This is a genomic window from Gloeomargarita sp. SKYB120 (assembly GCA_025062155.1).
GTDB lineage: Bacteria > Cyanobacteriota > Cyanobacteriia > Gloeomargaritales > Gloeomargaritaceae > Gloeomargarita.
Map to the genome: position 1 here is coordinate 1 of JANXAM010000033.1, position 25439 is coordinate 25439.

The window sequence follows — 25439 nt, forward strand, 5'->3', positions numbered from 1 at the left end:
ATTTCTGGATAATCAAGGGCAGGGGACTCCCATCGGGACTGGTGAATCCTTCTACAAAAACACACCAGGCCCCCTGGTCCAAAACCGCCAGACCTTTGGCCTTTAATTCCGCAACGACATCCGCAAGAAATGGGTTGTAAAAGGACTCACCCCGCTCTACCAGTTGCACATCCAATAGGTCATAGATTTGCTGAAATTCCCGGCGCGACAGCTCGCATAAAAACTTCCAGGCAGCTATCAATTCCGAGTCGCCCGCTTGTAGTTTCACCACCATTTGTCGCGCCCGGTTTTGGAAGTTTTCATCGCTATCAAAGCGTTGTTTAGCCTGGCGATAAAAAGCCACCAAATCGCCCAGGTCCACCTCTTTTTGCCCTGTAAAAAACTCCGGGTGAACCTCCTGGAGATAGGCAATGAGCATCCCAAATTGGGTGCCCCAGTCGCCCACGTGATTCAGCCGCAGCACCCGGTGCCCCAAAAATTCAAACAACCGCGCCAAGCAATCGCCAATAATGGTCGAGCGCAAGTGCCCCACGTGCATTTCTTTGGCGATGTTGGGGCTGGAAAAATCCACAATTACGGTCTCGGGTTGGGCTGCCTGTGGCACACCACACCGCGGGTCTTGCATCTGGTGTTTTAACCAGGATTCGACATAGGTTTTTTGCAGACGAAAATTGATAAACCCTGGCCCAGCTACTTCGGGTGGTTCATAGGGGGCATTGCTGGGTAGTTGCCGCACAATGGCGGTTGCCAAGTCGCGGGGTTTTTGCCCTAGGGGTTTGGCCAGCGTTAAGGCGATGTTGGACTGAAAATCACCAAATTCGGGCCGACTTGCTGGTACGACTAACGATTCCACCGGCAACCAATCGGCTTGTCCCAAACACTGGCGAATCGCAGCGATGAGATGATGATGAATTGCCGTCAAGGGCGTCTGCATGGCACACCTCACTGCACAGGTCGGGTAGGGACAAAAGGCGCCGGTTCCTCACAACGGGCATCGGTAATGAGCCAGTCGAGCGCCGCTTTTTGTAAATCAATCGTCGCCCCGCTTTTATCCACACAATACCGCCCAAACACCAACTTATCTTTCAAATGCACCCCTTCCCCCAACCGCGAGTACTCAAAAATAATACTCCGTTCCACACAGGCGTTGCGACAGATGCGGCAGTTGGGACCAATCATCGCCGGGCCGATGATTGTCACCCCCGGTTCAATGCGCGTCATCCCCCCAATGTACACCGGCCCTTGTACATGCACTTTTGACCAGTCCACCGCCACGTTTAACCCCGTGTAGATGCCCGGACGAATCTGTTGCCCTGGAATCGGGACGTGGGGCACTTGTCCTTGCAGCACCATTTGCACCGTGCGCCAGTAATCCGGGACTTTGCCAATATCAATCCATTCAAATTCCATCGGCAAGGCGTAAAACGGCAGCTCCATCTCCACCAGCCGGGGAAACAATTGACTCCCCAAATCGTACACCTGGCCGCTGGGGATGTAGTCAAAAATTTCCGGCTCAAAAATATAAATCCCCGTGTTGATTTGGTTGCTGCGGGCTTCCTGGCGGGATGGTTTTTCCTGGAAGGAGCGAATGCGATGGTCCGCATCGGTGACCACCACCCCGTAGTTCGACACCTCTTCCCAGGGAACCACTTTCGTCACAATCGTTGCCAAGGCCCGTTTTTGATGATGCCAGCGGATGGCTGCGGTTAAATCCAAATCAATTAGGGCATCGCCGCACAAAACCACAAACGTGTCATCGAAAAAGGGGTGAAATTCGTTAAATTCTTGGATGCGTTTCATCCCCCCGGCAGACCCCAGCGCTTCCCCGATGAGTTCTCCTTCGACGATGCGCCCCTCAAACGAGTAGGCAATCTGCACCCCAAAGCGTTGCCCATCCCGAAAGTAATTCTCAATCTGATGGGCCAAGTGGCTGACATTGACCATGATCTGGGTAATGCCGTGCCGCCGCAGCAGATCCACCAAGAACTCCATCACGGGCCGCTCTAGGATGGGAATCATGGGCTTGGGAATGGTATAGGTAATCGGACGCACCCGAGTACCTTTCCCAGCAGCGAGAATCATTCCTTTGTAGGCCATAGTGTGTGCGATGCGTGGTTTCCCCTATGCTACGCTGGTCGCGTCTGATACGGCATGATAGCCCGATTTGTAGGGATGGAGATACCGCCTTTGCGCTTATGCTGAAAGAGACGTCTGGATGTGCCCATGCCGGCCCAGCTACTCGACGGAAAAGCCCTCGCGCAACATATTAGAGCCCAGTTACAGACCTGGTTGGCCGAGACCATTCCCCAGGTGGGACGCCCTCCTGGCCTTGGGGTGATTTGGGTGGGGGACAACCCGGCAAGTGCCGCTTACGTGGGTCAAAAGCAGAAAGCTTGCGCCCAGGTGGGGATTGCCACCTTCGGCGGCCATTTCCCAGCCGATATCACCCAGACAGAGTTGACCGCGCTGATTGAGCAGTTAAACCAAGATGAACGCGTGGATGGGATTCTGGTGCAATTGCCCTTGCCGGAACACCTTGACAGTACAAAACTCTTACATCTGATTGACCCTGACAAGGACGTGGACGGGCTGCATCCGGTGAACCTGGGCAAGCTGGTGCGGGGCGAACCAGGACTCCAAAGTTGCACACCAGCAGGAGTGATGCGGTTGCTACGCCATTACCAGATTCCCTTGGCCGGTCAGCGCGCTGTGGTGGTGGGGCGGAGTACGCTGGTGGGGAAACCGTTGGGTCTGTTGCTGCTAGCTGCCGATGCAACGGTAACCATGGCCCACTCCCGCACAGTGGATTTGCCGGAACTGACGCGCCAGGCGGATATTCTAGTCAGCGCCGCAGGACGGGCGGGGTTGATTGGGCCAGCGATGGTCAAACCAGGAGCAGTGGTGGTGGATGTGGGGATTAACAGAACGGAGAAAGGACTGGTGGGGGATGTGGATTTTGCCGCCGTGCAGCCTGTTGCTGGTTGGTTGACGCCGGTGCCGGGGGGCGTCGGGCCGATGACTGTGGCGCAATTGCTCATCAACACGGTGCAGAGTTATGGGCGACGTTACGGGTTGGGGATACCGTTTTAACCAGCTAAACTCAGTCCATCCCTGCCCGTTCTAAGATGGAGATAAAGTGTGGCAATTCTGCAAAACGTGTTGGGAGGTTTGGTGGCAATGAACGCACTATGGCGTGCCCTGTGCTGGCTAGGTGTAACCCTGGCACTGTGGTGGGGGTTGAGTCAGCCCCTGTGGGCGGCAGAGACCCCAAGCGTTGGTCTGAATCCGGTAGATGCCAAGCTGGCGACGTCTTACGGTAAAAAAATTGACCTGAATAACGCCAACATCACGGCGTTTAGGAAGTTGCGGGGGATGTACCCGACGATTGCCAAGTTGATTGTGACCAATGCCCCCTATGAAAGGGTGGAGGACGTGCTAAATATCCCCGGCCTCACCGAACAGCAGAAGGAAATTCTGCGGTCGCACCTCGACGAATTTACGGTTACGGAGCCGGAAACCGCCCTGGTGATTGACCGGATCAACAACGGCATTTACCGCTAAACCTGAATGTTGGCCCATGACCGTACCGCCTCCGGAATTTGACGTCTTAGTTATCGGCGGTGGTGCGGCGGGACTGTACGGGGCGCTGTCGCTCCCAACCACACTGCGGGTGGGGCTCCTGACCAAAGACCCGCTGGAGCTATCAGCTAGCGGCTGGGCGCAGGGGGGGATTGCCGCCGTGACCGATCCGGAAGACTCCTACGCCCTGCATGTGCAAGACACCTTACGGGCTGGCGCTGGGCTGTGCGACTCCCAGGCGGTGCAGTTTTTGGTCTCCCACGGCGCCGAGTGCATCCAGCGGTTGTTGGCATTGGGGGTAGCGTTTGACCGCTATGGGGAAGGGTTGGCTTTGACGCTGGAAGCAGCCCACTCTCGACCTCGTATTCTCCACGCTGCCGATAGCACGGGGCGGGAGTTGGTAAGCACCCTCGCCGAACAGGTGTTGCAGCAGCCCCATATTCAGGTGTTTGACCAGGCCCTAGCGGTGGATCTGTGGGTGGTTGAGGGGCGTTGCTACGGGGTACAGGTCTGGTATCGGGGAGACATCCAAGTTTGGCGAGCCAAAGCCGTGGTTCTGGCAACAGGCGGGGGCGGTCAGTTGTTTTATCCCACGACGAACCCGCCGGCGAGCACGGGAGATGGCGTGGCTATGGCCTGGCGGGCTGGGGCAACGCTGCGGGATCTGGAGTTTGTGCAGTTTCACCCAACGGCGCTGGCCATTCCAGGTGCACCCGCCCTGTTGATTTCGGAAGCTGTGCGAGGCGAAGGCGCTCATCTACTCAACCACCAGGGGGAACGGTTCCTGCTGCGTTATCATCCGGACGCGGAGCTGGCTCCCCGCTACGTAGTTAGCCGGGCGATTTTTCAGGAATTGACGCACACGGGTCAGGCCCACGTGTGGTTGGACATGCGACCCATGGACCCCGACCGCGTCGAACAACGGTTTCCCAACATCCTACGCACCTGTCGCCAGTGGGGCATTGACCCCCTGAAGGAACCCATCCCGGTCGCCCCCGCAGCCCATTATTGGATGGGAGGGGTATTGACGGATTTACAGGCCCGCACCACGCTTCCGGGATTGTACGCCGTTGGGGAGGTAGCGAGTACGGGGGTGCATGGCGCCAATCGCCTGGCAAGTAATTCCCTGCTGGAGTGTCTGGTGTTTGGGGCGCAACTGCGAACCATCGAACTGACTCCCTTGCCGGGAGCTGAACCCCCGGCGATTGCTACGGGAGCCGTGGACTGGGAGGGGTTGCAGCAGGTACGGTACGCCTTGCCCCGCTTGATGAGCCAGCAGGCGGGTATTGCGCGGGATGAAGCTGGCTTAAGTAGCGCGTTAACCCAGGTGCAGGATTGGCGGCGTCAGTTCCCGGCTCTGCCGCCAGCGACCCGGGATTTTGACCAGATACGCCTGTGGAGTGAAACCCGCAATCTGCTAGACTGCGCCTACCTGCTGCTCCAGAGCGCCCTGCGGCGGCGAGAATCCCGGGGGAGCCACTACCGCCTGGACTATCCTGAACCTGCGCCTGCGTTTCAGGCCCACACCCTGGTTCAGGGGGAGCAGTGGCAATGGGCGCCGGTGGTGGATTTGGGCGCCTGAAGCAGCCCGGAATTTCCCGTTTACAATAAAGGGGGCCAATTTCTTGGGCGGCGATGCGAATTCTACAGGTATTGACGTTGCGCGGACCGAATTACTGGAGCATTTGGCGGCATCGTTTGATTGTGTTGCGGTTGGATTTGGAAGAATGGGATGAACGCTACACCAGTCAACTGCGGGGCTTCTACGACGACCTCGTGAGCCTGTTGCCATCATTGGAGGAGCATTTTTGTTCGCCTGGTTGCCGAGGCGGGTTTTTGCAGCGGGTGCGTGAAGGGACGTTGCTAGGGCATGTGGTGGAGCATGTGGCCTTGGAGTTGCAAACCCTGGCGGGGATGCCGGTCCATTTTGGTCGCACTCGGGAGACGGCGACGCGGGGCGTGTACAACGTGGTTTATGAGTACCAGTACGAACAGGCCGGGCGCTACGCAGGACGGGCGGCGGTTCGCATTTGTGAAACCTTGGCTAGGGGCCGACGTTACCCGCAGCGGGAGTTGGAGGCGGATTTGCAGGAATTGCGGGAACTGAAACAGGCGGCCTCCCTGGGGTTGACCACCGACGCCCTGATCCAGGAAGCGGAACAGCGGGGCATTCCCTGGGTCTGTTTGCCAGCGCGGGAGATTGTGCAACTGGGCTATGGCATTCACCAGCGGCGACTCCAGGCGGCCCAGACCGACCGCACCAGCATCCTGGGCGTGGAACTGGCGGGGGACAAAGACAGCACGAAACGTTTGCTTCAGGCGGCGGGGATACCGGTGCCCAAGGGCGAAGTGATCCGGCGGTTTGACGACCTAGAAGCGGCGATTGACGCCGTGGGCGGGTTCCCGGTGGTGATCAAACCTTTGGACGGCAACCATGGCCGGGGCATTACCCTGAATATTTGCACCTACCCCGACGCCGAACGCGCCTACGACCTGGCCAAGGCGGAATCCAAAAGCGGGGCGGTGATGGTGGAGCGCTATCACCAGGGAAATGACTACCGCGTGCTGGTGGTGGGGGGACAAGTCGTGGCGGCAGCCCGACGGATACCGGCCCATGTCACTGGCGATGGACGCTCGACAATTCGGGAACTGGTGGCGCAGTTGAATCAGGACCCCCGCCGGGGAGAAGGCCATGCCAATGTGCTCACCCGCATCGAGTTGGACGAGAGCAGCGAGTGGGTGCTCCGCCAGCAGGGCTATCGCCTGGACACCATCCTGCGCCGGGGCGAGATTGCCTACCTGAAAAACACCGCCAACCTCAGCACAGGGGGCATGGCGGTGGACTGCACCGACCAAATCCACCCGGAAAATCGTTGGCTGTGTGAACGGGCCGCCCGCTGGGTGGGGTTAGACATCGCCGGCATTGACCTGATTACCCCCGACATCAGCCAGCCATTGCGCCAGGTAGACGGGGTGATTGTGGAGGTGAACGCCGCTCCCGGTCTGCGGATGCATCTGCAACCTAGCGCCGGCACCCCCCGCAACGTCTGCGCGCCCATCCTGGACTTGCTCTTTCCCAACGGTCAAACCGGCGAGATTCCCATCGTGGCGATTACCGGCACCAACGGCAAAACCACCACGACGCGCTTGACAGCCCACCTGTGTCAACAGACGGGCAAGGTGGTGGGTTATACGACCACCGACGGCACCTACATCGGCACCCACTTAGTGGACCCTGGGGACAACACTGGCCCCCAGAGCGCTCGCCTGATTCTCAACGACCCTACGGTGGAAATAGCCGTGTTGGAAAGCGCGCGGGGCGGCATTCTCCGGTCGGGCCTGGCGTTTGCCCGCTGCCAGGTGGGGGTGGTGTTGAACGTGGCCGCAGACCACCTGGGGAGCTACGACATTGACACCCTGGAGCAGATGGCAATGGTCAAAAGCGTGGTGGCGGAAGTGGTGCGGCCCGAGGGGTTGGCGGTGCTGAACGCCGAGGATGAACTGGTGGCGGCCATGGCCCAGCGGGTTAAAAGCCAGGTAGCCTATTTCAGCCTGCATCCAGAACACCCGACATTCCAGCGCCATGTGCAGCAGGGAGGACTGGGTGCCACGGTGCGTGACGGCGAGATCCTCTTGGTTAAAGGAGAACAGGTCTTGCCCGTCGTACCCGTCCACGAGGTGCCCTTGACCCTAGGGGGCACGGTGAAATTCATGGTGGCCAATGCCCTAGCAGCGACCTTAGCGGCCTACGGGGTGGGAGTGACTCTTGAGCAAATTCGCCAGGGATTGCGCAGCTTCCAGGCCTCTGTCGAGCAGACGCCAGGCCGCATGAATCTGTTGCCGGTCAGGGACTTTTACGTATTGGTGGACTACGCCCACAATGCCCACGGCTACCAGGCGGTGGGGGATTTTGTAAACACCTGGCGCCAGGGGGAACGCATCGGCGTCATCGGCGCACCGGGAGACCGGCGGGACCAGGATTTGCGGGAAATCGGGCGAGTGGCGGCCCAGCTGTTTGACCGGCTGATTGTCAAGGAGGACGATGACCCACGGGGCCGACGCCGGGGCGAAGCGGCGGAGTGGATTACGGTGGGCATACGAGAGTCCGCCGCCAACCCCCTATTGCAGGTGATCCTGGACGAGACCACCGCGATTCAAACGGCCCTCCGCCAGGCCCGCAGCGGCGACCTGGTGGTGATCTTTCCCGAGCGCGTCCAACGCACGCTGCAACTGGTGCGCGAGGCCCAGCGTCTGTGAGTGATGATTTTCGTTCGGGATTTGTGGCCTTGATTGGTCGCCCCAACGTGGGGAAATCTACCCTGCTCAACCGGCTGGTGGGGCAAAAAGTCGCCATCACCTCCCCTGTGGCCCAGACCACCCGCAATCGCCTGCGCGGCATTCTCACCTTGCCCCAGGGCCAGATCATCCTGGTGGATACGCCGGGGATTCACAAGCCCCATCACCGCCTAGGGGAAATCCTGGTGCAAAACGCCCAGAGCGCCGTCAAATCGGTGGATGTGGTGCTGTTTTTGGTGGATGGCAGTCAACCTGCCGGTGGAGGAGACCAATTCATCGCCGATTGGCTCGCCACGCAAAAAACGCCCGTTTTGATCGGGATGAACAAGTGCGACGCCCAGCCCCGCAACCAAGCGGAAGCGACAACCCAGAGCTATCAACAACTACTCCCTAACGCGCCGGTGCTGGCCTTTTCCGCCTTGACCGGGGAAGGCATTCCTGAATTGCAGGAACGGTTGTTGCAGATGTTGCCCCCGGGCCCCTGCTACTACCCCCCTGACATGGTCACTGACCAGCCCGAACGGTTCCTCATGGCGGAACTAATTCGGGAACAAATCCTGCATTTGACCCGCGAGGAGGTCCCCCATTCCGTGGCCGTGACCATTGACAAGGTAGAGGAACTCCCTCGGGTGACCCGCATCTTTGCCACCATCATCGTCGAGCGCCCGTCCCAAAAAGCGATCCTGATTGGGCACCAGGGACAAATGCTGAAAACGATAGGCAGTCGCGCCCGCGCCGAGATGCAAAAATTGGTGGATGGCCCCGTGTACCTGGAACTGTTTGTGAAAGTGGAGCCGAAATGGCGGGAAACACCCCATCTCCTGCGGGACTTAGGCTACCGACCGGAACCCTGACCGGCGACCTGCTGCTACGACAAGTGCGGCTGCTTGACCCAACCACCCAGCGGGATGCCATCACCGATGTCTGGCTGCGACGGGGGACGATTCAGGCCATCGGCGAAGATTTACCCAACCCGGAAAACGTCCCCGAATATCCGGCGTCGGGCTGGTGGATGGGGCCGGGGCTGGTGGACCTGTACAGCCAAAGCAGCGAACCGGGTTACGAAGGACGGGAAACCCTGGACCAACTGGTGCAGCAGGCCCTTAGCGGAGGCTTTACCCGGCTGACGCTGTTACCCCATACCCGCCCCGTCGTGGACAACGCAGCGGTGGTGACCTGGTGGCAACAACAACAAGCTCGTTTTCCCGTCCGCCTGCAACTGTGGGGCGCCCTGACCCAAGGAGCCAGAGGGGAACAGATGGCGGAATTGCGGGAGCTAGCCCAGGCGGGGGTAGTTGGCTTCGGCGAGGGACGTCCCTGTGTCCGCTGGGAACTGCTCCAGCAGCTTCTCCGTTACGCTCAGCCGCTAGGAAAGCCTGTGGCGTTGTGGCCTCGGGATCACAGCACCTACGGGGTCGCCCGGCCCGGAATGGGGAGTTTGATGCTGGGGTTGCCGGAAATGCCCATTGCCACTGAGACCGCGGTATTGGCCGGGATTGTGGAATGGGTGCGGCTGTGCCCGACGCCGGTGCATCTGATGCGCATTTCGACCGCCCGTTCCGTCGCCCTCGTTGCCCAGGCCAAAGACGCTGGGTTGCCCATTACCGCCAGTACCCCCTGGACGCACCTGCTCTGGGATAGCAGTCACCTGAGCACCTACAACCCCTACCTGCGGTTCGACCCGCCGCTCGGTCATCCTGAAGACCGCCAGGCTCTTATTCAGGGGCTCAAAACCGGCGTGATTGACGCGATTGCCGTGGACCACCAGGCCTACACCTACGAGGAAAAAACGGTGCCGTTTCCCGTCGCGCCCCCTGGTCTGGCGGGGTTGGGAATGGCCCTGAGCTATCTCTGGGGAGGCCTGGTGGCGACCGGGCTTTTGACTCCCCTGGAACTCTGGTCCGCCCTGAGCACGAAGCCCCTGACCTGTCTCGGACTTGTTCCCACGCCCCTATTGCCAGGTCAACCCGCCGAATGCACCCTGTTTGCGCCAGACGAGACTCCTTTGCCAACGTTGCCCTTGCCCGGAACGCCCCGGGGACGCGTGCAGTGCGTCTTAACCGGAGATTAACGTTTTCATTACATTGGGTTGATTTTAGGGGGGTATGGTAGAGACCAGCCGGCGTAAGAGGAGATTCGGTCATAACCGTGACGGCGCGGCGAGATGCCTTAGCTCCGGAGGCCAGTTGGCGGGAGTGGGTGGCGACAGCCCTGGAGTTAACCGGTAAAGCCCGTCAAGTTCGGTTTTTTGCTCGTTATGAATATTTACCTCTGGCGACGGACGGCCTATGGCAGGTCAGCCGCGGGGTGGTCCAACTGACGACGACCCAGGAAAGCGGCGAAGAGGTTCTGGTGGGGTTAGCTGGGCCAGGGATGCCGGTGGGACTGCCGTTGACCTGTCTAGCGGCCTACCAGGCACGGGCGTTGACCGAGGTGTACGCCGTATGGCTGACCCTGACCGAACTGGAGCGTTCGGGAGCCCTAGCCCAGGCGGTGCTGTTTCCCTTGATGCGACGGTTGCGCCAGACCGAAGCCCTGCTGGCGATTACCGCCGGACAACGGCGGGTGGAGGACCGGTTGCGGCACTTGTTGTTGCTACTGATGCAGGAGGTGGGCCAGCCAGCACCTCAGGGGGTGCGCTTGACGGTGCGTCTGACTCACCAGAGTCTGGCCAACGCCATCGGCACCAGCCGCGTAACCTGTACCCGCTTGCTGGGGCGTTTTCAGGCCCAGGGGTGGGTCACTTGGGGACCCGACCGCCATCTGGTTATCCTGCCAGCCCTACCCCGAACGGGAGACGGTAGGATAGAAGGGTAGGCGTTTGTCGTCTAGGAAACTATGGCCGCACCGCACCGTGTCCTGCCCAAGCAGCGCTGGTTATGGGCCATGACGCTGGGCTTGGCGCTGGCCACTGCGACGCCTGGACAAGCGCAGGTACGGTCGAGCGGGCAATTGCAGTTAAGCTACACCGAACTTCTGCAGAAAATCCAACAGAATCAAGTGGCGGAAATTGCCATCCACCGGCAGCGTCAGGTGGCGCGGGTGCGCCTCAAGGACCGACCGGCCAACGAACCGCCCCTGGAGGTGCAACTGTTTGACCAAAATCCCGAACTGCTGCGGTGGGTGCGGCAGGCGCGGGTGAAATTGACGGTGGTGGACCACCCTGGAAGTGACGCCGTCATGGGACTGCTGGCCAACCTGCTGGTGGGCCTGGTTCTGCTGTTGCTAGTGATTACCCTGCTCCGGCGGCTGAGCAATGCCCCAGGTGGGCCCGGACAAGCTCTGAGTTTTGGGCAAACGCGGGCGCGGTTCCAGATTGCCGCCAAAACCGGTGTGAAGTTTGACGATGTGGCTGGCATCGAGGAAGCCAAGGAGGAATTGCAGGAAATCGTCACCTTTTTGAAACACCCCGAGCGGTTTACGGCGGTGGGGGCGCGGATTCCCCGCGGCGTGTTGCTGATCGGACCGCCCGGCACGGGGAAGACCCTGCTGGCCAAAGCGATTGCCGGCGAAGCAGGTGTGCCCTTTTTAAGCATCTCTGGTTCCGAGTTTGTGGAGCTATTTGTGGGGGTGGGTGCGTCGCGGGTGCGGGACTTGTTCCGCAAGGCCAAGGAGCAGGCCCCTTGCATCGTGTTTATTGATGAAATTGACGCGGTGGGCCGGCAACGGGGGATTGGCATCGGCGGTGGCAACGACGAACGCGAGCAAACCCTCAACCAACTGTTGACCGAAATGGACGGGTTTGAAGGTAATACCGGCGTGATTGTCATTGCCGCCACCAACCGCCCCGACGTGTTGGATGCCGCGCTCCTGCGCCCTGGACGATTTGACCGGCAGGTGATGGTGGATTTGCCCACGTTCCAGGGGCGGCTGGCCATCCTGCGGGTGCATGCGCGGGATAAAAAACTGGCGCCTGAGGTGTCTCTGGAAACCGTGGCGCGGCGGACCCCTGGCTTTTCTGGCGCGGCCTTGGCTAATCTTCTCAACGAGGCGGCGATTCTCACGGCGCGGCGGCGCAAAGACGCCATTACTCCCCTGGAGATCGAGGACGCCATTGACCGGATTACGATTGGCCTGACGCTGAACCCCCTGATGGACGGCAAGAAAAAGCGCCTCATTGCCTATCACGAAATCGGCCACGCCCTGCTAATTGCCCTGTTGCCCCACACCGACCCCCTCAACAAAGTCACGATCATCCCTCGTTCCGGCGGTGTCGGGGGCTTTAGCCAACAGATTTTCAACGAAGAGCGTGTGGATAGCGGTCTCTACACGCGGGCGTGGCTATATAGCCAGATGGTGGTGACGTTGGGCGGACGGGCCGCTGAAGCGGAAGTCTTTGGCGAGAGCGAAGTGACTGTCGGGGCCAGCAACGACCTGCAGACGGTGACCCAGTTGGCGCGGGAGATGGTGACCCGCTACGGGATGTCCGAGTTGGGGCTCGTGGCCCTGGACGAACCCACGGACTGGTGGCAACGCCCCGCCTACTCCGACGAACTAGCGCACCGGGTGGATGAATTGATCCGTCAGATGACGCAACAGGCCTATCAAGAAGCGCGGCGACTCCTGCGGGCCTATCGCCCTTTGATGGATCAGCTGGTAGAGCAGCTGTTGGAGCAGGAAACCATCGAAGGTGAAGCGTTCTACCGGCTCGTGCGCGACTACCAAGCCCAGCACCAGCCCTTACCCGTCAGCTAGAGCGGCGGCCAGCCGTTGGAGGGCTTCCTCCACTTCTGCTGCTGAAACAATCAGGGGCGGCACAAACCGCACCACTTGGGGACCTGCCGGCACCAACAACAAGCCCTGCGCCAAAGCCCGTTGGACGACATCACCCGCTTGCCAGGGTCCTTCGGGGCGCAACACCAAACCCTGCAACAGTCCCCAGCCGCGCACCCCTTGAAAGTGCTCGGGATAGCGCGCGACCAACGCCTGTAACCCCTGGCGCAACTGTTCCCCCCGCTGGCGAACGTTTTCCAGCAAGTTCTCTTCTTCAATCACCTGGCAGACCGTCAAGGCCGCTTGGCAGGCCAAGGGGTTCCCTCCGTAGGTGCTGGCGTGGTCGCCTGGTTGAAACACGTTGTAGGGTTCTTTACAAAGCACCGCACCGATGGGAATCCCACCGCCCAGACCTTTGGCCGACGAGAATACATCCGGTTCGATGCCCAGGTGTTCATAGCCCCACCAGTGTCCCGTGCGGCCCATGCCCGTTTGCACCTCATCTAGAAGCAGCAGGATGCCCTGCTCGTTGCAGAGTTGGCGCACCCCTTGGAAGTAGTCCCGTTCGCCCGGACGCACACCCCCCTCCCCCTGGAGCGGCTCTAGCAGGATGGCCGCTACCTGCTCCAGTTCCAGCACCGTGCGGGTCAGCGCCGCCAGGTCGTTATAGGGCACATAGACAAAGCCCGGCACCAGCGGGTCAAAGTGTTGTTGATACTTAGGTTGTCCCGTTGCCGTCAAAGTCGCTAGCGTCCGCCCGTGGAAACTCGCCTGGGCCGTGACAATCACCGGATGCATGTATCCCTTGACGACATGGGCATACTTGCGGGCCAGTTTGATAGCTCCCTCATTGGCTTCGGCACCGGAGTTGGCAAAAAACACCCGATCTGCGCAGGAATGGCGGGTCAAAGCCAGCGCTAGCTCTTCCTGCAGGGGGATGTGGTAGAGATTGGACACGTGGTGCAACTGCCGAATCTGGTCGCTCACCGCCTGCACCAAGCGTGGGTGGGCGTGCCCAAGCGAGCAGGTCGCAATTCCAGCGACAAAATCCAGGTATTCCCGACCTTGGTCATCCCACACCCAGCAGCCCTGGCCGCGCACCAACCGCACCGGAAACCGGTTGTAGGTGGGCATCAACGCGGAGGGTTGCAACAGCGTCGTCATCGCAATGACCGTCGGGTAACACCACGTCCGTTATCGTAGCAAATCCCGGTTCATGGGCGATAACGGTCAAACGCTACAATTGAGACGCAAAACCCCTCAATTCCTAAAGGGGATGGTTACGCAAGCGCCGGTTTATCTTCCCAAGCCTTGGCGGCTGAGTGAGCAGCAGTTTATCGAGTTAGTTCGGGCAAATCCCGAAGTGCGTTTGGAATTGACCGCCGCTGGCGAAGTGATAGCGATGCCCCCAACCGGTGGTGAAACGGGCCTTTACAACGCAAATTTAATAATTCTTATCGGCAATTGGAATCAACAAACCGGTTTAGGGTATGTTTTTGATTCCTCGACGGGGTTTCGGTTGCCAAGTGGGGCAATTCGCTCGCCGGATGTGGCCTGGGTGCGTCGGGAGCGCTGGGAAGCGTTAAGTCCCCAGGAAAAAGCAGGGTTTGCACCCCTGTGTCCTGACTTTGTCATTGAACTGTGCTCGCCCACTGATGAGCTGACGGTTGTCCAGGCGAAGTTGCGCGAGTATCTTGCCAACGGTTGCCGGTTGGGGTGGTTAATCCATCCTGTAGGTCAGACCGTCGAGATTTACCGCCCTGAACGCCCCGTTGTAATCCAACCGTGGAGCACCCCGTTAACTGGCGAAGACGTGCTCCCTGGGTTGACCTTGGATTTGGGGAAGGTTTTGGGAAAGGGGTGATGGTCTTCCCGAGCCTTGGCGGCTTCGAGTTAGCCCAATCCAATCCCGAAGTTTTTTGATACAGGGTTTCGCTGGCTGGTATGGCTAAGCACAGAATGTTTGACATGGGTGACGGCTGAAATCCCTGAGCTGCCAACCCTAATTCCTGTCTGTCCGCGACAAACTGACTGTTTTTAGCTATAGTCCTGTTATGTCAAACATTTTGTGCTCAGCTACAGCTAAGCCATCTGTGGTTTGGGTCGCAGGGTGCGGCCCCACCCTTGGTTTTTTCTCTCATCTTAGCTATACATGAAAGCCTGACGACGACAGGAATGCTGGGGTTTCAGTAGGGCTGGGTCGAGAGTGTTAGCGGCCCAGGCCACCGGCAGCATGGGGAGCATGGGCAGTAAACAAATCAACCAGTCCCCACCCGACAGGGGCGCCGTGGCAAACAAGACATTCATGACCGGCCATTGACTGAAAAGAATCTGTAAAAGTACGGCCACAACAATCCCTAAAAACACCGTGGGCGCAGGTGTAATGTGACGGGTTTTCCCGCGCAGAAAAGCCCCTAAACTAAGGCCAAATTGACTCACGCTGATCAGGTAAACGATGCGCGCCGCCACTAACGCTTGAATCGCCATAGTGCGAGCTAGGTCAACGTTGGCGCTGGTGGCTTTCACCCACTCGAACATGCCAAAAATGAGCACCCAATTAAAGGCCGACACTAAAACGATACGCTGCAAAAGCCTGGGAGTTAACAGGGGTTCGTTTGGGTTGCGGGGCGGCTGTTCCATAATCCCCGGTGGTTTGGGTTCAAAGGCCAGGGGCACGGTCATGGTGATGGAATTGATCATGTTCAGCCACAGCACTTGCAGGGATAGGATGGGTAAATCCCGCAGCAACAGGGCGCTGATGAGAATGGTCATGGACTCGCCGCCGTTGACGGGAAGTAGAAAGGCAATGGCCTTGCGCAGGTTTTGATAGACAGTGCGGCCTTCCTCCACGGCTGCGGCAATCGAAGCAAAGTTATCGTCGGTGAGCAGCATATCGGCGGCTTCCCGCGCGACTTCCGTGCCCCCTTTCCCCATAGCGATGCCGATGTCAGCCTGGCGCAACGCTGGCGCATCGTTGACCCCATCGCCGGTCATGGCCACAATATGCCCCCGCGACTGGAGCGCCTCCACCAACTGGAGCTTCTGGGACGGGGCGACGCGCGCAAACACGGATCCCCGCACGGCTGCTTCAGTGAACGCGCTGGCATCCATCGCCGCCAAGTCTGCGCCGGTAAAGGCGACCACGCCCTCGGACGTTTGAATCCCCATGCGCTGGGCAATGGCGCGGGCAGTGGTCACGTGGTCACCGGTGATCATCTTCACCTGAATCCCCGCCGCTTGACAGTGATGCACGGCGACGATGGCCTCGGGGCGCGGCGGGTCAATCATCCCCTGCAACCCCAAAAACACTAGGTCGCTGGCGACATCTTCATGATCCAGGCTGTGCTGATGGGGTGTCGCTTCTTTCTGGGCAAACGCCAGGACGCGCAACCCGTGCTGGGCTAAGCGTTCGACAGCAGCGCGAATCCCATCTGGGTCCAAGGGCACGAGTTCCCCTGCTCCATTCATGGCGCAACGGCAACGGGAGAGCACCACCTCAACAGCGCCCTTGACATACATCATCTGGGGATGGCCGTCATGGAGCGTTGCCATGTACTGATATTCGGACTCAAAGGGGATGGCATCTAACCGGGGATAGGTTGCGGCTAAACCCGCCTGGCTCAACCCAGCTTTTTCCGCCACCGCTAGCAGTGCCCCCTCCGTCGGGTCACCGACAACTTGCCAGTCCCCTTCCCGTTGTTCCAACCGGCTGTCATTGCACAACACACCGGCGACCAGGCAGGCATACAACCCGGGTGCGATGGCCTCCAAAGGTTCGCCGGCCGCTGTCAGAATGTCTCCTTTAGGACTGTAGCCGCTACCCGTGACATGGAATTCCTGGTCGCCCACCACCACTGCTTGCACCGTCATCTGGTTTTCCGTGAGCGTCCCAGTTTTGTCAGAGCAAATCACCGTCGCGCTGCCGAGGGCCTCCACCGCCGGTAGCTTGCGGATAATGGCGTGGCGCTGGGCCATCCGGTTGACCCCAATCGCCAGGGTGACGGTGACCACCGCTGGCAGGCCTTCGGGAATGGCGCTCACTGCCAGGGCCACCGCCGCCTCAAACATTTCCACCCAGTCCTTGCCCCGACCAGCACCCACCACAAAGGTAAAAGCCGCCAATCCCAACACCACGTACAGAATCGTGCGGCTAAAGGCGGCAAATTTTCGGGTCAAAGGGGTGCTGAGACTCACTCGTTCCTGCATCGCGTGGGCAATTTGGCCAACTTCGGTTGCAGCACCGGTCGCCACTACCACGCCCTGTCCTTGCCCAAAGGTCACCAGCGTCCCAGCGTAGGCCATGTTGCGGCGTTCGGCGAGCGGCGTTTCCGCCGGCAAGGCTTCCGTCATTTTGGGCACGGGCACCGATTCACCAGTCAGGGCTGATTCGTCCACCTGCAAATTGCGCACCCACAGCAAACGCAAGTCTGCCGGCACTTTGTCCCCCGCGTGCAAAAACACCAGGTCGCCGGGCACCAACTCCCGCGCCGGGATGCGCAATGTTTGCCCGTCCCGCAACACGGTGGTCTCCGTGGTCACAACTTTCGCCAGGGATGCAATCGCCCCTTCCGCCTGGGTTTCCTGGATGTAACTGATCACGGCGTTGATGACGGTGACGCCCCAAATGACAAAAGCGTTTAGCCAGGAACCCAGCACCGCCTTGACTAGCCCCGCCACCAGCAGGATGTAGAGCAAAGGTTGGTGAAACTGCTGCAAAAACTTCAACCAAGCAGGTGTACGCCGCTGCTCGGGCAATGCGTTGGCTCCGTACTGCTCGTAGCGCTGGGCAATGACTTCGGCGGTGAGTCCAACAGCAGCATCCGTTTGCCAGTGGGTCAAAACCGCCGCCGCGTCTAGGGCATGGAAAACCGGCGACACCACTCACGACTCCTGGTCTCAGCCTTGCTACTAACTCTACGGCGCTGGCAGGGGGATTGGTTCAGACCGCTTCCGGCAAGGGTGCCGCCGGTTCCGACAGGTAAATCCGGTTTTCGTCCGCATCGTATTCAAACAATTCAGCATAGCGGCCCCAGTCAATCGCTGTGGCTAACTGGCGTTCCGCTTCGGCCTCCGGGAAATAGTCATCCCACACGTCCAGGAAAAAGTCAGCCGTAATGCTGTGGTTTTGTTTCTCCCGCAGGGTCTGCACCATGCTCGCCAACACCGGCACGTGTTTGAGCACCTGCTGGCGGAACAAATCCTTGCTGCGCAGGATGGTGGTGGTGGCAAAATCTTGGCCAATCGGCGTCAAACGCACGTCCCCCTGGGAGACTTCAGCAAATCCCAGCATTTGCGCCGCATCCAAGATGGGCAGTAAATCATCCACCGACATTTGCAACCGCTCCGCCAGCAAGGGCAAATCCACCTGGCCGTCGGGCTGCTCCACGATGAGTTCCAGCAACCCGCTGATGCCACCCACCCGCACGTGGGGCAAGGGCTGGGCAAAGGGGGATGCCGGTTGGGCTGGTGCCACTGGACCCGTCACCTGGATATCGGGATGGGTCATGGCCGTGTAAATGTAATCCACTAGGGCTTTGTAGCGGGGCGAAAGTGTGTCGTGGGGCCGGGGCAAGTCAATGACCACTTCACCGCGAATGCGGCCCGGATTGGCCCCTAGCAGGATGACCCGGTCGGCCAGGTACACCGCTTCTTCGATGTTGTGGGTGACGATGAGAATGCTGCGCGACGGAAACATGCCTGCTTGCCACAGGTCGTCAATTTCCCCCCGCAGGTTCTCCGCCGTTAGGACATCCAACGCGCTAAACGGCTCGTCCATGAACAGCACCTGCGGCTCCAGGGCAAAGGCGCGGGCAAACCCCACCCGTTGTTTCATCCCGCCCGATAACTCCCGTGGGTAGGCGCTCTCGAACCCATCCAACCCCACCAGGTCAATCGCCTTGAGCGCGCGCTGGCGCCGTTCCTCTCGTCCCATGCCCCGGGCCACCAGTCCCAACTCTACGTTTTCCAGGACGGTTAACCAGGGCAACAGCGCAAAACTTTGAAACACCATGGCCACCTGGTGGTTGGGTCCGCGTAACAATTGGCCATTGCTCCAGACTTTGCCTTCGGTGGGGGGAATCAAACCCGCCATGATCCGCAGCAGGGTACTCTTGCCGCTGCCGCTGCGTCCCAACAGCGCCACCACTTCCCCCGCCCGGATTTCCAGGTTGATGTCGCGCAGCACCCAGAAATGGCCTTTGCGCTCCGGCAAGGGGAAACTCTTGGACACCTGTTCCACGCGAATGAGTGCCGTCATGGTCCACCTCACAAGTGATATTTACTTTCCGCCAGGGCATACAGCCGCCGCCAAAAGACCCGATTCAAGCCCACCACAAACAGGCTCATCATCCCGATGCCTAGGACAATTCGTGCCCAATCCCCCTGGGTCGTCGCTTCGGTGATATAGGCTCCCAACCCCGGTGCCGTCAGCGTCCGGTTGCCCCAGCTCACCACCTCCGCCACAATGCTAGCGTTCCAGGCGCCGCCGCTGGCCGTAATTCCACCAGTCACCCAGGCCGAAAAAATCCCCGGAATAATCAACTTGCGCCACTTTTGCCAACCCGTTAGCCCCATATCGGCGCACATTTCCCGCAAATCGGTCGGGATGCTCTGCGCTCCGGCAATGGAATTGAACAGGATGTACCACTGCGACCCCAGCGCCATCAGCAAGATACTTCCCCAGGCCAAAGGCGTGCCCGTGCGGATGAAAAACAACGTGGCAAAAGGAAAGATGAAGTTAGCCGGAAACGACGCCAAAAACTGCACCACCGGTTGCAACAGGCGCGCCAGTTTGGGTTGAAAGCCAATTGCTACCCCTACCGGCGTCCAAATCACCGTCGCTACAGCCACCAAAATCACCACGCGCCCCAGGGTCAACAACCCCAGGCCAAAGGCCTTGACAACTTCCCCGACTCCGACCGTCGTGAGAATGAAATGCAATCCCCAGGCCACCAACAAGCCGGTCAGCAACAGGAGAATGGCGTTGTACAGCCGGTCTTTGGGCGTCTCTGTCTCCGTGTACACCGGCGGCGGGGGCAATAGGCGTGTAATGCGACACAGCAGCAGGTTGGCTTTATCCTCAACTGGCGCTAGCATTTGCCCGAGAAGCCGGGGGAGTCGCGCCGTTTGAATCAGGTCATACACCCACGACTCTGGGGCCTCCGCCGCAGCACTCTGCTCCATGCGGAACTTATCCGCCCAGGCGATCAGGGGCCGCCAAAACAACTGGTCCACCAGCAGAATCACCACCGCAATCGTCACCACCGCCCAGCCCATCGCCGGCAAATCTTCTGCGGCAATGGCCGCCGCCACGTAAGACCCCAACCCCGGCAGGGTGTACTCCTGGTTGAGCACGCTAATAGCTTCGCTTTCGGTCACGAAAAACCAGCCGCCCCCGAAGCTCATCATGGCGTTCCACACCAACCCCAGCATGGCGCTCGGCACCTCCAGTTGCACAAACCGTTGCCAGCGCGATAGTCCGTAGAGCGCCGCCGCCTCCTGCAACTCCTGGGGAATCGTGCGCAAAGAGTGATAGAAGGAAAACGTCATGTTCCAGACCTGGCCGGTGAAGATAGCAAACACTGACGCCGCCTCTAGCCCCAGCAAGCTCCCTGGAAACAGGGCAATAAACGCCGTCACCGTAATCGCCAAAAATCCCAGCACCGGCACGGATTGGAGCACATCCAGCAGGGGAATCATCACCCGTTCCGCTCGCCGGCTGTTGGCTGCAATGTAACCGTAGATGAACGTAAAAATAGTAGAGAAAAACAACGCCACAAACATCCGCAGCGTGGAGCGGGCGGCGTAGTAGGGCAAATTGCGGGGGTCTAAATCAACGGTGGGGACTTTGACCGGCGGATGAAATGCCTCCAGCGTCCCTAGGCCCACCCGCGCGATGCCGGCCAGGAGCACCAGCGTCCCCAAGATGACAACGACATCCGCTAGGCTGAAGGGCAGCCGTTGCAACGCCTCGCTGCTGGGATAGGTGCGCGCCACGTGTCCACTCTCCCGTCACCAATTGGGTGGAACCAGGCTAGTCCCCCCTCTACCATATCATCGTTACGAAATTAACAAAACTACAACACGCCCGCCTGGGGCAAGAGCGTCAGCGTTTCCACCGCCGCTTCCGGCGGCAACTCCACCACCTGGCGAATGGTCTGGGCCACTACCTCCGGCGACATCATCCCCTTGCGGTCAAACTGAGCCGGCACCGTATCCCAAATTGCGGTATCCACTGCACCGGGGCACAAAGCGCACACCCGAATCCCGTAAGCCCGCTCCTCCTGCGCCAGGGTGTGGGACAGGGCCATCAACCCGTGCTTGCTCACGCAGTAGGCCCCCCATTGGGGAAACACCTGCTGGCCGGCAATCGAAACCACATTCACAATCGTCCCGCCCCCCGCCGCCCGCATCGTCGGCAATACCCCCTGGATACACTGAAACGCCGCCGTCAAGTTCACGGTCAACACCTGCTCCCACACGCTCAAGGGCGTATCCGCCAGGTTCCCCAGATGGGCAATCCCTGCATTATTCACCAGCACGTCACAACCCCCCAGCGCCTGCACCACCCGTTGCATCAGGGGCACCAGCTCGGTCACCTGGCTCATATCTTGGGGAAACACGTAGGCGTGCCGCCCCAGCCCCTGAATCTCGTTGGCCAGATGCACCAGCTCCAGCTCCGAACGGGCAATCAACGCCACGTCCCACCCGTGTCGCGCCAGCTCCAGCGCCGTCGCCCGCCCAATGCCCCGGGACGCGCCCGTGATCACCGCCCGTTTAGGTGCCATCCAGCACGACTCCCATCCGCCGGAATTTATCGTACCGCTGGCGACACAGGGTTGGCCCGTCCATTTCGCGCAGGTAGGCTAGGTTGTCCAGCAGTGCCCGCTTCAAGGTCTCCGCCGCCTGCACCGGGTCGGCATGGGCAGCCCCCAAAGGTTCCGGCAGGATTTGGTCAATCACCCCCAACTCCAGCAGGTCTTGGGCAGTGAGTTTCAGCGCTTGGGCCGCCTTGGCCGCCTGGGAACTGTCTTTCCACAGAATCGCCGCGCACCCTTCCGGGGAAATGACCGAGTAAATCGCGTGTTCAAACATCAAAATCCGGTCACCGACCCCAATGGCCAACGCGCCGCCCGACCCCCCTTCGCCAATCACCACGCAAATAATCGGCACTTCGAAGGTAAACATCGCCTGCAAATTCACGGCAATGGCTTCCCCTTGGCCCAGGCGTTCGGCCTCCACCCCCGGATAAGCGCCCGGCGTATCAATCAGCGTAATGATGGGCAAGCCGAAGCGATGGGCGTGACGCATCAACCGCAGCGCCTTGCGATAGCCCCCTGGCGACGCCATGCCAAAATTGCGGGCCACATTTTCCTTGGTGTCGCGCCCTTTTTGGTGCCCCAGGATCATCACCGGTTGCCCTTCGATGCGGCCAATGCCCCCCACCAGGGCCGGGTCATCGCTCCCACACCGGTCCCCGTGCAATTCCAGCCATTCATCGGTAATGGCCTGGATGTAGTCCAACGTCGTGGGCCGACGGGGATGACGCGCCACCTTTACCCGTTGCTCCGGCGTCAGGCGGCTAAAAATCTCCTGGCGCAATTGCCGGTAATTATTCACCAACTGGGCCACCCGGTCCGACACATCCACCCCGCTTTCCTGGGCCATCTGCTCAATCTGGCGGATCCGTTGTTCCATTTCCACCAGGGGCCGCTCAAAGTCCAGGATCACCGCCTTGCGTTCTGGGGACATACCGGTTGCTGAGCCGTTTACCACGATTGTGCCATGGACTGTTGCCAGAAGTTCCAGACCGCCCAGGCCATGGTAATGACGCCCGTGAGAATCGCCTGTTCATCCACCGCAAATTTGGGGTGATGCAGGCTGTAGTAGGGCTGGCCGTTTATCCCCGTCCCCAGGCGAAACATCGTTCCCGGCACCTTTTCCAGGTACAGGGCAAAATCCTCCGCCCCCAGCGACGGCTCGGTGAGAATTTGCACTTGTTCCGCGCCCAGAGCCGTGCGCGCCGCCTGTTCCACCAACTGGGTAAGCGCCGGGTCGTTATACACGCCAGGCACCCCGGTCTTGTAGTTCAAGATGTACCGCGCCCGGTAGGTCTCGCAGGTCTGGCGGACAATGTTTTCAATCCAGCCGGGCAACTGCTCGCGGGTCTCTGGATGCAGGGAGCGCACCGTCCCCCACAGCCGCACCTGGTCGGCAATGACATTGGGCGCGCGTCCCCCTAACACCTTGCCAATCGTCAGCACCACCGGACGCAGGGGATTTTGGGTGCGGCTGATGGCCTGTTGTAACTGGGTAATCACCTGTGCCGCAATCCACACGGCATCAATCGCCTCGTGGGGCCGTGCCCCGTGTCCCGATTCCCCCAGGATGGTTAGATCCAATTCATCCGCCGCCGCCGTCAAGGCTCCGTAGCGCACCCCGACCACGCCTCCGGGCAAGCTCGGCCAGACGTGCAACCCGAAAATGGCCGCCACATCCTGGAGCGCCCCGTCCTGGATCATCCAGCGTGCCCCTTGGGCTGTCTCCTCCGCCGGTTGGAACAAAAACCGTACCCGTCCTGGCAGGGGGATGTTCAAGCTGGATAGCACCATCGCCGTTCCCAGGGCCACCGTCGTGTGCACATCGTGACCGCAGGCGTGCATCACCCCCGCCACCCGCGAGCGGTACTCGAATTCCGTCTGTTCCTGAATCGGCAGCGCATCTAAATCCGCCCGGACAGCGACAAATGGGGCATCCACCGTCCCCAAGTCTGCCAGCACCCCCGTTTTGCCCACCGCTTCCCGGACCGCCAGCCCGTAGGACGACAGTACCCCTGCGACATAGGCTGACGTTTGCCACTCCTGGCCGCTTAGCTCCGGGAAACTGTGGATATGCCGCCGGATTTCCACCAAGCGGGGGTACAGCGACGTGGCGCCCTCCCGAATGGCCGTTAGAACCGACTTAGGCGACGGGATAGACACTCACCTTTTGCCGATGCTTACCCCGCCGTTCAAAGCGCACCACCCCGTCCACCAGGGCAAACAGGGTGTAATCCTTGCCCACGCCGACGTTTAACCCCGGATGGAACGTTGTCCCCCGTTGCCGCACCAGAATGTTGCCTGCGCGGACCATTTCTCCGCCAAAGCGTTTGACGCCGAGGCGCTGGGCATTCGAGTCACGCCCGTTACGGGTACTTCCACTTCCTTTTTTATGGGCCATCGCTCACCTCTCCCCTATCAACCACAAACCTACGCCGCTACGGCTGTTTCCTGCTCTGTAGCGCCAGTTCCAAACTCCTGGTCCCCCACGACAATTTTTTCCACCAAGATGCGGGTGAGTTCTTGCCGGTGTCCTCTTTTTTTGCGGGTTCCCTTCTTGGGGCGCATCTTGTAGACGATGACTTTGGGTCCCCGCCGCGTCTCTAACACTCGCGCTTCCACCCGCGCCTGGGGCACTGTTGGCCGGCCAATTTGCACCTCCCCACCGCAGTGGACCAGCAAGACCTCCTCCAGGGTCACCGTCTGGTCCTTTTCCAACCCCAAGGAGTTCACATCGTAGAAGCGGCCCGGCTCCATCCAGAATTGCTTGCCCCCGACCGCCACAATGGCGTAGTTGGTGTTCATCCCCAAAATTTTGGCAATACAGATTTTGATTATACTTTTGGGAGCAACCAGCGGTCAAGCAACGCTCATGGCCTCCAACCGGGTTGTGCTCGCTTCCATCGAAGGGGAATTGCGCCAGTCCTATCTGGCCTATGCGTTGAGCGTGCTGGTGGGGCGGGCCTTGCCTGACAGTCGGGATGGCCTCAAACCGGTGCAGCGCCGGATTCTCTACGCCATGTGGCAAATGGGTTTAGCTTCCAGTCGCCCTCACCGCAAGAGCGCCCGGGTGGTGGGGGAAGTGCTGGGGAAATATCACCCTCATGGCGACCAATCGGTGTATGCAGCGCTGGTGCGACTGGCCCAGGACTTTCACTGCCGGTATCCCCTCATCGAAGGACAGGGCAATTTTGGTTCCCTGGACAACGACCCGGCGGCCGCCATGCGCTACACCGAAGCCCGCTTGTCCGTCTTTGCCGAGCAGATTTTATTTCGCGATTTGCAGCCGGCGGTTGTGGATTTTCACGCCAACTTTGACGGCAGCGAAACCGAACCCCAGGTGCTCCCCGCCCAGTTGCCCTTGCTGCTGCTCAACGGCTGTAGCGGCATTGCCGTGGGCATGGCAACCCAGATTCCGCCCCACCACGCCGGTGAAGTAGCCGCAGCCCTGATGCTGCTCATTGATTACCCCCACCTGAGCGATGAACGGTTGTTTGCCTGCATCCCCGCGCCCGACTTTCCCACCGGCGGCGAAGTGGTGGACCCCCAAGCGGTGGTCAGCGTCTATCGCACCGGCAAAGGCCCGATTCCCCTGCGGGGGACGTGGCATGTGGAAACCCAGGGCAAGGGCAAGCGCGCCAAGGAACTTATTGTCATTACCGAACTACCTTACGGCGTGGTCAAGGCAGACTGGTTAAACCGCACGGCTGAACTTCTGCACCAGGAGCGGTTAGACGGCATTAGCGACCTGCGCGATGAGAGCGACCGCGATGGCGTGCGTATCGTTCTGGCGGTCAAACCCGGTTATAACCCTCAGGACATTATCCAGCAATTGTATGAGCAAACGCCGCTGCAAACTCAGTTCCACGCTAGCTTTTTAGCCATTGTGGATGGGCGACCCCAGCAGTGTTCCCTGCGGCGGTTATTGCAGCACTTCTTGCAGTTTCGGGAACAGACCCTCCAGCGGCTGTACGCCCATCAATACCGGGAAGTGACCCAGGAAATCGCTCGCGTGAGCGCGCTGCAGCAAGCCAT

The 25439-nt window shown here is 60.0% G+C and carries 21 protein-coding genes; 10 read left to right on the forward strand and 11 right to left on the reverse strand.

Annotation, left to right across the window (positions count from 1 at the left end):
* Both argS and NZ705_10460 read right to left on the reverse strand, forming a co-directional pair.
* A partial coding sequence (gene argS, locus NZ705_10455) for an arginine--tRNA ligase (protein MCS7293371.1) occupies positions 1–934 on the reverse strand: 934 nt, incomplete at its 3' end.
* Positions 935–942: 8 nt separating this feature from the next.
* Positions 943–2097 carry an NDP-sugar synthase gene (locus NZ705_10460; GenBank protein MCS7293372.1) on the reverse strand — a complete coding sequence of 385 codons (1155 nt, stop codon included), beginning with the start codon at positions 2095–2097 and terminating at the stop codon, positions 943–945.
* A gap of 126 nt (positions 2098–2223) precedes the next feature.
* Between NZ705_10460 and folD the strand changes: the two genes are divergently transcribed.
* The 8 genes from folD (at position 2224) to ftsH (ending at position 12570) form a co-directional block, all read left to right on the forward strand.
* Positions 2224–3090, forward strand: a complete 867-nt coding sequence (gene folD / locus NZ705_10465; GenBank protein MCS7293373.1) for a bifunctional methylenetetrahydrofolate dehydrogenase/methenyltetrahydrofolate cyclohydrolase FolD — start codon at positions 2224–2226, stop codon at positions 3088–3090.
* A gap of 48 nt (positions 3091–3138) precedes the next feature.
* Positions 3139–3561, forward strand: coding sequence for a photosystem II complex extrinsic protein PsbU (psbU, locus tag NZ705_10470; protein ID MCS7293374.1), 423 nt, complete (start codon positions 3139–3141; stop codon positions 3559–3561).
* A gap of 16 nt (positions 3562–3577) precedes the next feature.
* Entirely contained in the window at positions 3578–5161 is a 1584-nt protein-coding gene (gene nadB / locus NZ705_10475) for an L-aspartate oxidase (protein MCS7293375.1), read from the forward strand.
* A 53-nt stretch (positions 5162–5214) separates the two neighbouring features.
* Positions 5215–7836, forward strand: a complete 2622-nt coding sequence (cphA, locus tag NZ705_10480; protein MCS7293376.1) for a cyanophycin synthetase — start codon at positions 5215–5217, stop codon at positions 7834–7836.
* Positions 7833–8729, forward strand: a complete 897-nt coding sequence (gene era, locus NZ705_10485; GenBank protein MCS7293377.1) for a GTPase Era — start codon at positions 7833–7835, stop codon at positions 8727–8729. The genes cphA and era overlap by 4 nt, the downstream gene beginning before the upstream one ends.
* Positions 8675–9946, forward strand: a complete 1272-nt coding sequence (locus NZ705_10490; GenBank protein ID MCS7293378.1) for a dihydroorotase — start codon at positions 8675–8677, stop codon at positions 9944–9946. Before era ends, NZ705_10490 begins: the two co-directional genes overlap by 55 nt.
* Before the next feature lie 77 nt (positions 9947–10023).
* Entirely contained in the window at positions 10024–10692 is a 669-nt protein-coding gene (locus NZ705_10495; protein MCS7293379.1) for a Crp/Fnr family transcriptional regulator, read from the forward strand.
* Positions 10693–10761: 69 nt separating this feature from the next.
* The gene (ftsH, locus tag NZ705_10500; protein MCS7293380.1) at positions 10762–12570 is read left to right on the forward strand and encodes an ATP-dependent zinc metalloprotease FtsH; all 1809 of its coding nucleotides are present in this window, start codon (positions 10762–10764) and stop codon (positions 12568–12570) included.
* Here ftsH and NZ705_10505 read toward each other — a convergent pair.
* Positions 12556–13752: an aspartate aminotransferase family protein gene (locus NZ705_10505; GenBank protein MCS7293381.1), complete on the reverse strand. Its 1197-nt coding sequence runs from the start codon at positions 13750–13752 to the stop codon at positions 12556–12558. The genes ftsH and NZ705_10505 overlap by 15 nt on opposite strands.
* A 112-nt stretch (positions 13753–13864) precedes the next feature.
* Here NZ705_10505 and NZ705_10510 point away from each other — a divergent pair, with 112 nt between their 5' ends.
* Entirely contained in the window at positions 13865–14452 is a 588-nt protein-coding gene (locus NZ705_10510) for a Uma2 family endonuclease (protein MCS7293382.1), read from the forward strand.
* Positions 14453–14730: 278 nt separating this feature from the next.
* Here the strand turns inward: NZ705_10510 and NZ705_10515 are convergent, their stop codons facing one another.
* The 8 genes from NZ705_10515 to rplU form a co-directional block, all read right to left on the reverse strand.
* Positions 14731–17466: a cation-transporting P-type ATPase gene (locus NZ705_10515; GenBank protein ID MCS7293383.1), complete on the reverse strand. Its 2736-nt coding sequence runs from the start codon at positions 17464–17466 to the stop codon at positions 14731–14733.
* Positions 17467–17527: 61 nt separating this feature from the next.
* Positions 17528–18844 (reverse strand): nitrate/sulfonate/bicarbonate ABC transporter ATP-binding protein, encoded by a 1317-nt coding sequence (locus tag NZ705_10520; protein MCS7293384.1) that lies wholly within the window; start codon positions 18842–18844, stop codon positions 17528–17530.
* A gap of 8 nt (positions 18845–18852) precedes the next feature.
* Entirely contained in the window at positions 18853–20583 is a 1731-nt protein-coding gene (locus NZ705_10525; GenBank protein MCS7293385.1) for an ABC transporter permease subunit, read from the reverse strand.
* A gap of 80 nt (positions 20584–20663) precedes the next feature.
* Positions 20664–21374 carry an SDR family oxidoreductase gene (locus tag NZ705_10530; protein MCS7293386.1) on the reverse strand — a complete coding sequence of 237 codons (711 nt, stop codon included), beginning with the start codon at positions 21372–21374 and terminating at the stop codon, positions 20664–20666.
* A complete protein-coding gene (locus NZ705_10535; GenBank protein ID MCS7293387.1) occupies positions 21364–22338 on the reverse strand; it encodes an acetyl-CoA carboxylase carboxyltransferase subunit alpha in 975 nt (324 codons plus the stop codon). The genes NZ705_10530 and NZ705_10535 overlap by 11 nt, the downstream gene beginning before the upstream one ends.
* 17 nt (positions 22339–22355) lie before the next feature.
* Positions 22356–23567: a M20 family metallopeptidase gene (locus NZ705_10540; protein ID MCS7293388.1), complete on the reverse strand. Its 1212-nt coding sequence runs from the start codon at positions 23565–23567 to the stop codon at positions 22356–22358.
* On the reverse strand, positions 23548–23805 hold the full coding sequence (rpmA, locus tag NZ705_10545) for a 50S ribosomal protein L27 (GenBank protein MCS7293389.1): 258 nt from the start codon (positions 23803–23805) through the stop codon (positions 23548–23550). The genes NZ705_10540 and rpmA overlap by 20 nt, the downstream gene beginning before the upstream one ends.
* Positions 23806–23834: 29 nt before the next feature.
* Positions 23835–24209, reverse strand: coding sequence for a 50S ribosomal protein L21 (rplU, locus tag NZ705_10550; protein MCS7293390.1), 375 nt, complete (start codon positions 24207–24209; stop codon positions 23835–23837).
* Positions 24210–24276: 67 nt separating this feature from the next.
* On the opposite strand from rplU, the gene NZ705_10555 reads away from it, so the two are divergent.
* The coding region (locus NZ705_10555) for a hypothetical protein (protein MCS7293391.1) at positions 24277–25439 on the forward strand (1163 nt) is incomplete at its 3' end.